The organism is Mesorhizobium sp. M7A.F.Ca.CA.002.15.2.1, from assembly GCF_003998715.1.
Taxonomy (GTDB): Bacteria; Pseudomonadota; Alphaproteobacteria; order Rhizobiales; family Rhizobiaceae; genus Mesorhizobium; species Mesorhizobium ciceri.
This window is the reverse complement of sequence record NZ_RZPI01000171.1, coordinates 1-8860: the sequence shown is the minus strand read 5'-3', so window position 1 is coordinate 8860 and position 8860 is coordinate 1. Positions and strand designations below refer to the sequence as shown.

Genomic DNA, 8860 nt, shown 5'->3' with positions numbered 1-8860 from the left:
GAGTACCGTCATGGTGCAGCACCTTGACCGGCTGGTTGGCCTTCAGCGTGCCGCTCTCGATGCGGCCGGTGATGATGCGGCCGAGAAACGGATTGGCTTCCAGGATGGTGCCGATCATGCGGAACGGACCGGGATGAACGGTCGGCTCCGGCACATGCTTGATGACGAGGTCGAACAGGGGCGCCAACTGCTGGTCCTTCGGTCCTTCCGGATTTTCCGAAACCCAGCCATCGCGGCCTGAGCCGTACAGAATCGGGAAGTCGAGCTGCTCGTCGGTGGCGTCGAGCGCTGCGAAGAGGTCGAACACCTCGTTGACCACCTCGACATGACGGGCGTCCGGGCGATCGATCTTGTTGATGACGACGATCGGCTTCAGGCCGACCTTGAGCGCCTTGCCGACGACGAATTTGGTCTGCGGCATCGGCCCTTCGGCGGCATCGACCAGCACGATGGCTGAGTCCACCATCGACAGGATGCGTTCGACCTCGCCACCGAAATCGGCGTGGCCGGGGGTGTCGACGATGTTGATGCGGGTATCCTTCCAGTCGACCGAGGTCGCTTTGGCCAGGATGGTGATGCCGCGCTCCTTTTCGAGGTCGTTGGAATCCATGGCGCGCTCGGCCACGCGCTGATTGTCTCGGAAGGAGCCGGACTGCTTCAAAAGCTGGTCGACCAGGGTGGTCTTTCCATGGTCGACGTGCGCGATGATCGCGATATTACGGATTTTCATGTTCTGGTCTCGGAAGCGTTGCAGGCAGCAGGCCAAAAGGCGCTGCCTCTTTCGGTTGCGCGGCTCATACAGGGTTTTTCGCAGTTGCGAAAGAGGAGGCGCGTCACCAAATACTCATCAAATCTTAAGCATCTGCGTGTGAGATGATTTTGTTAACCAAGGCGGGAACCCCTCGGGGCCCGGGCAGTTCGAACGTCATGACCGATAAACTCAACCGATTCTGGCCGCTCATCGCCTCTGTTGCCTTCGCCGTCCTGCTGGCGGCCAACGCCGCGCAGTCGGCCGCGACGACGAAGGAATCACGGCCTGCCTTGCCGTCAGAGGCACAGTCGGCCGAGCAGATTTTCGCCGACGCGCCCGACGGCGTCGACCCGGTGGTGACCGGCCCGGTCAGCGCCGCCTTCAAGCAGCGGCAGGACGCCGCCAACTGCGACAGCGCCGTCTGGCCGAATATCCCCATGGTCTGCTACCCGGACTAAGGCATCGCGCGCCCTAGACGCGCGCGACACCTTTCCATCAGCGCGCGCTTATGCCGACCGCACCGGGTCGAGCGTCACCTTGTAGAGTTCATTGTCGTCGCGATCCATCAGCCGCACCGTCATCTGCTCGCTGGCGCCTGAAATATCGACCAGCCCGAAGAATTGCAGACCTGCCGAGGGCGGCAGGTTCTGTCCCTGTTCGGCGGTCGGCGCCTTGATGAACTTCAGCTCCGGACCGAACGTCATGTCGAAATCGTTCGGCCCGAACGTTCCGGCATGGATCGGACCCGAAACGAATTCCCAGAACGGATTGAAATCCTGGAACTGCGCCTTGTCCGGGTTGTAATAATGCGCGGCCGTGTAATGCACGTCGGCGGTGAGCCAGACGGTGTTGCTGATGCCGGCATTCTTGATGAAGCGCAGCAGGTCGGCGATCTCGAGCTCACGCCCTTTTGGCAAGCCATTGTCGCCATTGCTGACTGCTTCGGCACCAACCTTCTTGGTGCCGTCGTCCCAGACGACGAGGCCGAGCGGCATGTCGGCGGCGATGATTTTCCAGGTCGCCTTCGAATTCGCCAGTTCGCGCTTCAGCCATTTCGTCTGCTGTTCGCCGAGCATGCGCGATTGCGGCGTCATCTCATCCTGCATGTCGGGACCATTGGGGCCGCGATAGGAGCGCATGTCGAGGAAGAACACGTCGAGCAGCGGCCCGTAGGCGATCTTGCGATAGACGCGGCCGGGCTCGGAAGGTTCGTAGCGGATCGTCGTCATCTCGTGGAAAGCCCGCGCCGCACGGGCCGCCAGCACGTGGATGGATTTTTCCGAATAGCGGCTGTCGGCGCTGAGATCCTTCGAATCCGACCAGTTGTTCAGGACTTCATGGTCGTCCCACTGGTAGAAAGTCGGGCAGATGGCGCTGAGGCCGAGCACGTTCCTGTCCATCATGTTGTACTTCCACTGGTCCCGGTATTCGTCCAGCGTCTCGGCAACCTTGCGTTTGCCGTCGATCAGCACGACGTTCTTCCACTTGCCGCCGCCGGGCAGGTCGACCTCGTCCTTCATGGCGCCGTCGGCATAGATGGTGTCGCCCGAATGCAGGAAGAAGTCGGGCGTGTGCTTGCCGATCGTGGCGTAGGTCTTCATGCCGGTCTCATCGATGCCCCAGCCCTGGCCGGCGGTGTCGCCCGACCAGGCAAAGCGGATGTCGCGCTTCGAGGCCGGCGCCGTCCTGAAGCGCCCGATGATCGGCTCGGAAACGGCGTTGATGTCGGCGAGATCGGCTGCCGTCATGCGATAGAAGATATCCTGGTCCGAAGCGAGGTCGGTGAGCAGCCGCTTGACGGTGTAGTCGCTGGCCGGCGACGTATCGAGCGGCGCCAGGCGTGTCGCAGTGGCGAAGTTCTCCGTCGACGACACTTCGAACATGACGCGCGACGGGCGATCGGTGCGCGTCCACACCATGCCGCTGGTTGCGTCGACATCGCCGGACTGGACGCCATGGGTGAAGGCCGGCCGCTGACTGGCGCGCGAATAGTAGGGCAGCACCAGGCTCGAGACGCCGGCCAGGCCAACGGCGCTGGCGGAGGTGACGAAAGCGCGGCGAGTCATCGAAAGCTTGTTCACGGCTGTCTCCTGGATGGCTTGAACGGTGCCACCAAAATCCAGCGTCAATGTTTCAGGGACATCTCGGGATCATGAAGTTTTTCTGACGATCAACAGGCGGGTGGGCGTTTGCGCGGACGGCGAAGCTGCCGATCTTCCTCCGTGTGGGGGAGATGGCAGCTTGGCCGGTAGCGTCTCTCCCTACGCCGCCTGCGGCTCCGGCTCGAATGCCGGCTTGCTGGTGTTGATCAGCAGCGAGATACAGGCAGCGGCTATTGCCGTCATGCCGGCGATCAGGAAGGCCAGTTCGTAATTGCCCTGCAACTCGCGCATGGTGCCACCGAAGGCGGCGGCGGTCGCCGCACCGATCTGGTGGCCGGCGACGATCCAGCCGAACACGATCGGCCCACTGCGATCGCCGAACGCCTCATTGGCGAGCCTCAGAGTCGGCGGCACGGTGGCGATCCAGTCGAGACCGTAGAGCACGGCGAAGATGATCAGGCTGGTCGCTGAGAAGCCGGAATAGGGCAGGTAGATCAGCGACAGGCCGCGGATGCCGTAATAGACGCCGAGCAGCTTGCGCGGGTCGAAACGGTCGGTGAGCCAGCCCGACAATGTCGTGCCGATCAGATCGAAAATGCCCATCATCGACAGCAGGCCGGCGGCCTGCACCTCGCCGATGCCCATGTCGCCGCAAAACGCGATCAGATGCGTGCCGACCAGCCCGTTGGTGGTGAAGCCGCAGACGAAGAAGGTGGCGAACAGATACCAGAACACCCGCGTGCCGGCGGCACGGCGCAGCGTCGAGAACGTATGCGCCAGAAAGTTGCCCTGTGACGCAGGCGGCGTCGGCGGCACATCGTCAGCCTCGGCGCCATAGCGCACCATGCCGATCGATGCCGGCCGCTCCGGCACCAGCAGCCAGACCAGCGGTATCAGGGCAGCGGTCGCGATCGCGACCGCAATGACAACCGGCTGCCAGCCGCCCGACTGTGCCAGAGCGGCGATCAGCGGCAGGAACACCAGCATGCCCGAGGCACTGGAGGCCGACATCAATCCCATGACAAGGCCGCGATTGGTCTTGAACCAGCGATTGACGATGGTCGCGCCGAGCACGCTGGCGACGGCACCGGAACCAATGCCCGAGAACACGCCCCAGGTGATGAACAGATGCCACGGCTTGGTCATCAGCAGGCTGAGCATGGTCGAGCCCGACATCACCACCAGCGAGGCGAGCAGCGTGCGGCGCAGCCCGATGCGCTCCATCAGGGCTGCGGCAAATGGCCCCGTCAAACCGTAAAGCAGAATGCCGACACCGGCGGCCAGGGAGATGACGTCGCGGCGCCAGCCGAAACTGTTCTCGAGTGGCAGCATCATGACCGAGGGTGCGGAGCGCAGGCCAGCCGCGACCAGCAGGCTGAGGAAGATGACGCCGACCACGACGAAAGCGTAGCGCTGGCCAAAGGGGCGAGATTGAGTTATCATGTTACTGACCGGTACGTTGCAGGGTGGGAACATGTATACGTACCGATCGGTAACATTGTCAATCGAGTCACACGATGCCAACCGACAAAAATATTGAACTGACCATCAGCGACGGTCATGCATCCGCTCCGCCGAAAGCCGCCAAGAAGATCCTCGATGTGGCCTATGACCTGTTCTACCGGCGCGGCATCAGGGCGATCGGCGTCGACGAGATCGTCAAGCGTGCCGGCGTCACCAAGCCCAGCCTCTACCGCAGCTTTCCGTCCAAGGACGAACTGGCCGCTTCCTATCTCAGGCAATATGACCGTGAATACTGGGAGCGCTTCGACGAGGCGGTCGCCGCTCATCCCGGCGACCCGCGCGCTCAGATCAAGGCTTTCCTGACCCGCATCGGCAAGCGCACGCAGGTGGCGGACTATCGCGGCTGCGGCATGACCAATGCGGCGGTCGAATATCCCGACCACAGCCACCCGGCTCGCGTGGTCAGCGAGGCCAACAAGCAGGAACTGCGCCGCCGCCTGCGCGCCATGGCGGCTGCGATGGGCGCGCAAGACCCAGACACGCTCGGCGACGGCCTGCTGCTGCTGATCGAGGGCGCCTATATCAGCGGCCAGTTGTTCGGCCTCGGCGGTCCGGCGCAAGCGGTTGCCCGCAATGCCGACCTGCTGATCGAAGCCAGCTTGAAGAAATAGCGTTTGGCGCTACGCTGCGGCGGCTTGCAACGGAGATTGACCGCCATGCGTGCCATTCTGATCCCGCTTGTCCTGGTCGGTCTCGGTCAGGCGGCGCAAGCCGACGGCATTTCCAGCGCCTACACCGATCTGGATTCGAAAACGGACTGCGTGACCTACGCGCAGGCAGAAGAAGGCGACGGCGACTGGGCCGAACTCGCCTGTTCAGGCTATCGCGGCTATCCCGTACTGATCGCCTATGACGACGCCCGTGAATCGCTGTTCTACGGTTTTCCGCCCGGCGGCGACATGACGACGGTCTGGGAAAGCTTTTCCGGCCTCAATTCGTCCGGAGCCAAAGTCGAATGGCGCATCGAAACCAAGGGCGACACGGCAGTGCCCTATGCCGTCATCCATCGCCGCTCGATCAGCAATCCCGAGGACGAGAAAAAGCCGACCGAGGTGCTGCTCGTCGCCAAGGTCGGCCAGATGGACGCCCGCGACGGCTGCACCGTCGGCCTGGTGCTGGCCACCGGCAATCCCGTCGCCAACGACCAGGCGCGCAAGCTTGCCGACGACAAGGCACGCACCTTCGCCTGCGGCAAGGACAGACACACCGTCATCGGCAAAGTGCCGGCCTTCGGCCGGGTCGACAACTGACCGGTCGGGCTACTTGCTCGCCTTGGCCCGCTCGATCGCGTCGACGATCATCTTCTTGGCGTATTTGGAATCGTGCCAGCCTTCGATCTTGACCCATTTGCCGGGCTCGAGATCCTTGTAGTGCTCGAAGAAGTGCTGCACCTGCTGGCGCGTAATGTCGGGCAGCTGAGTGTATTCGGTGACGTTCTCGTAACGCAGCGTCAGTTTTGGCGACGGCACGGCGATGATCTTCTCATCCTGGCCGGCATTGTCTTCCATGATCAGCACGCCGATCGGCCGCACGTTGATGACGCAGCCCGGCACCAGCGCGCGCGTGTTGCAGACCAGCACGTCGATCGGATCGCCGTCGCCCGACAGCGTGTGCGGCACGAAGCCGTAATTGCCGGGGTAGCGCATCGAGGTGTGCAGGAAGCGGTCGACGAACAGCGTGCCGGCCTCCTTGTCCATCTCGTACTTGATCGGCTCGCCGCCGATCGGCACCTCGATGATGACGTTGACGTCCTCAGGCGGATTCTTTCCGCTGGCTATGGCTTCAATGCGCATGGCTTAAATCCCTCTCTCGATGGACGATCGATAGCGGGCGGCGCGTCATGGTGCAATGCGGCGAATGGTGCTGGGTGCGAATGGAACGCCCAATTGCCGAAAGGCCGGGTTGTCATTCCCAGACGAAAGCGACCTTCTTCAGCGCCTTTTGCTCGAAGATCTCGACGCCCTCGGCGACATCGCGGCCACCGGCGCCGGCATAGAAGGCAAGCGCGTTCTGGTTGTCCTCCAGCGCCCACACGACCATGCCTTTCAGCCCGTGATCGGCCAGCCGCGCCTTGGCCGCCGAAAACAGGCGGCTGCCGAGCCCGATGCCCTGATATTCCGGGCGCAGGTACAATTCGTAGATTTCGCCCTGCTGGCGCAGTTCACGGGCGCGGTTCTTGCCGATCGTCGCATAGCCGGCGATCTTGCCGCCGATTTCGACGACCAGAACGGTGGCGGCGCGGCGAATCGCATTCGCCCACCAGTCGGCGCCACGGCGGTTGATCATCGATGTCAGGGTCCGGTGCGGAATGATGCCGGAATAGGCGCCGCGCCAGGCCTCCAGATGCACCTCGGCGATGGCACTGGCATCGCGCGGGTCGGCTTTCCGGATGTCGATCGTCAGCGTATTCATGATTTGTTAACCATAAACCCGCATCGCCCGATTGCAAGGGTCCGGGCCGCCAGCCGGCTGCTTTCTCACAGGCGATCACCGCCCTGGTGAGGGGCCTTCAAGACTTCTGTGGAAAGGCTCAAATCTCGACGAGATGGTCGTCGAGCTCGTTGCTGTCGCCCGCAGTGACCGGGAAATGCTCGGCCAGCACCGCACCCACCAACTCGATCGCCTTGACGAAGCCGTCGGCAAGCCGGTCGTCGCCGGCATGCGCGGTAAGGTCGCGCACGACGCCGTCCCAGACATGCTGGCCGACCTTGGCGTCGATACCCGAATCGGCAACCACCTCGGCATAGCGCTCGGCGATCGAGACGAAGACCAGCACGCCGGTGCGCGCCGTGGTGCGGTGGACGTTGCGGGCGAGGAACTGCTTGATCGCGTTGGCGTGCGCCGCCTGGTAGCGCAGCCGCCTCGGCACCAGGTGGATGCGCATACCAGGCAGCGCCCACAACAAGGCCAGCACGCAGGCAAGCGCCAGGAGCTGGGCGAGGACGAAATGCGGCAGCCGGATCGACAGCCACCAGGCCTCCAGACCGTAGCCGACCGCCAGGCTGACGAACAGCATGCACACGGTCGCCATGAAGGCGGCCGGGAAGAAATAGCCGTCGCTGGCATGCGCCACGACACAGTAGATTTCGCCGTCGGTTTTCTCCTCGGCGGCGTGGATCGCGGTTGCGATGCGCTCATGATCCTGCGGGCTGATTGGTCGTGTTGCCATGATCTGTCTCACCAGCTTCCTGAAGAACCGCCACCACCCGACGAGCCGCCGCCACCGGAAAATCCGCCACCGCCGCTTGACCCCGAAGACCAGCCGCTGCCCGACGACGAACCGGTTGTCCAGCCAGTGCCCGAGTACCCGCTCGGCCCGCGGCCATAACGAAACGTCATGCCCAGCCATTTGTACACGCCCGGCGACAGTTTCGTGCCGAACATCGGCGGCAGGAACGCCATCGCCATCCCGCCGAAGAACATCGTCGCCCACAGGATCAGGAACACGGCAAAGATCGGATCGATGGACGTGCCGTCATCGGCGGGATTGCGCTTGCCCCGCGCTTCCAGTTCTTCGGGATTGCCCTCCAGCACCATGACCATGTCATCGACGGCTTTGCTGATGCCGCCGGAGAAGTCCCCGGCGCGGAAGGCCGGCACCATGTCATTTTCGATGATCAGCTTGGTGTGCAGGTCGGTCAGCGTGCCTTCCAGCCCATAACCGACCTCGATGCGCATCTTGCGGTCGTTCGGGGCAACCAGCAGCAGCACGCCATTGTTCTCGCCCGCCTGGCCAAGTTTCCAGAAGCGGAACAGCCGGTTGGCGTAAGGCTCGATCTCCTCGCCATCGAGGCTGGGAATCGTCGCGACGACGATCTGGTCGGAGCCTTTCGTCTCGAAATCGGCGAGTTTTTGGGTCAGCGCCGCCCTGGTCGCGGCGTCGATGATGCCGGCATTGTCGACGACACGGCCGGTCAGCGCCGGCAGGTCGGCCGCGTAGGCCATGACGCAGGAGAACAGCACGACCGCAGCAATCAGGACGGCCGAGGCGAGGCGGTCGCGTTTCGACAGGCTGATGCTGGATACCATCATGCCATCACCAGCTTCCCGACGAGCCGCCGCCGCCGGACGAACCGCCGCCGCCGGAAAAGCCTCCACCGCTGCTTGACCCCGAAGACCAGCCGCCGCCGGAACTCCCCGACGACCAGCCGCCACTGGAGGATCGCCGGCTTGGCTCGAAGGTCATGCCAAGCCAGCGGTAGCGGCCGGGGCCAAGCTTCTGGCCGAAGATCGGCGGCAGCACGGAAGCCGCAATGCTGCCGAAGAAGATGATCGCCCAGATGCTGATGAAGACGGCGAAGAACAGGTCGTCGGAATCGAAAGGCGCTTGCTGGTTGCGCTCGCCGCGCGCCTCCAGCTCCGCCGGATTGCCTTCCAGCACCATGACCATGTCGTCGACGGCCTTGCTGATACCGCCCGAGAAGTCCCCGGCGCGGAAGGCCGGCACCATGTCATTCTCGATGATCAGCTTGGTGTGCAGGTC

10 protein-coding genes and 1 pseudogene are annotated in these 8860 nt (G+C 63.5%); 3 read left to right on the top strand and 8 right to left on the bottom strand.

Annotation, left to right across the window (positions count from 1 at the left end; translation table 11 throughout):
- Positions 1-730 (bottom strand): GTP-binding protein (locus ENZ74_RS12410; RefSeq protein WP_127312791.1); only part of this gene is annotated, 730 nt, incomplete at its 3' end.
- A gap of 197 nt (positions 731-927) precedes the next feature.
- Here ENZ74_RS12410 and ENZ74_RS12405 point away from each other — a divergent pair.
- On the top strand, positions 928-1209 hold the full coding sequence (locus tag ENZ74_RS12405) for a hypothetical protein (RefSeq protein ID WP_224618852.1): 282 nt from the start codon (positions 928-930) through the stop codon (positions 1207-1209).
- Positions 1210-1257: 48 nt separating this feature from the next.
- On the opposite strand, the gene ENZ74_RS12400 is transcribed toward ENZ74_RS12405, so the two are convergent.
- Positions 1258-2832, bottom strand: coding sequence for an alkaline phosphatase (locus ENZ74_RS12400; protein WP_063170395.1), 1575 nt, complete (start codon positions 2830-2832; stop codon positions 1258-1260).
- Positions 2833-3012: 180 nt separating this feature from the next.
- On the bottom strand, positions 3013-4296 hold the full coding sequence (locus ENZ74_RS12395; RefSeq protein WP_063169470.1) for an MFS transporter: 1284 nt from the start codon (positions 4294-4296) through the stop codon (positions 3013-3015).
- A 74-nt stretch (positions 4297-4370) separates the two neighbouring features.
- Here ENZ74_RS12395 and ENZ74_RS12390 point away from each other — a divergent pair, with 74 nt between their 5' ends.
- Both ENZ74_RS12390 and ENZ74_RS12385 read left to right on the top strand, forming a co-directional pair.
- On the top strand, positions 4371-4988 hold the full coding sequence (locus tag ENZ74_RS12390) for a TetR/AcrR family transcriptional regulator (RefSeq protein ID WP_013528999.1): 618 nt from the start codon (positions 4371-4373) through the stop codon (positions 4986-4988).
- A gap of 45 nt (positions 4989-5033) precedes the next feature.
- Entirely contained in the window at positions 5034-5627 is a 594-nt protein-coding gene (locus ENZ74_RS12385) for a hypothetical protein (protein ID WP_013528998.1), read from the top strand.
- Positions 5628-5636: 9 nt separating this feature from the next.
- Here the strand turns inward: ENZ74_RS12385 and ppa are convergent, their stop codons facing one another.
- The 5 genes and pseudogenes from ppa to ENZ74_RS12360 all read right to left on the bottom strand — a co-directional run.
- Positions 5637-6170 carry an inorganic diphosphatase gene (ppa, locus tag ENZ74_RS12380; RefSeq protein WP_013528997.1) on the bottom strand — a complete coding sequence of 178 codons (534 nt, stop codon included), beginning with the start codon at positions 6168-6170 and terminating at the stop codon, positions 5637-5639.
- Between the two features lie 112 nt (positions 6171-6282).
- Positions 6283-6789, bottom strand: coding sequence for a GNAT family N-acetyltransferase (locus ENZ74_RS12375; RefSeq protein ID WP_013528996.1), 507 nt, complete (start codon positions 6787-6789; stop codon positions 6283-6285).
- A 118-nt stretch (positions 6790-6907) separates the two neighbouring features.
- On the bottom strand, positions 6908-7546 hold the full coding sequence (locus tag ENZ74_RS12370) for a TPM domain-containing protein (RefSeq protein WP_063169471.1): 639 nt from the start codon (positions 7544-7546) through the stop codon (positions 6908-6910).
- Between the two features lie 8 nt (positions 7547-7554).
- Positions 7555-8409 (bottom strand): YgcG family protein, encoded by an 855-nt coding sequence (locus ENZ74_RS12365; RefSeq protein WP_063169472.1) that lies wholly within the window; start codon positions 8407-8409, stop codon positions 7555-7557.
- Between the two features lie 4 nt (positions 8410-8413).
- Positions 8414-8860: pseudogene (locus ENZ74_RS12360) on the bottom strand (hypothetical protein); the annotation flags it as partial.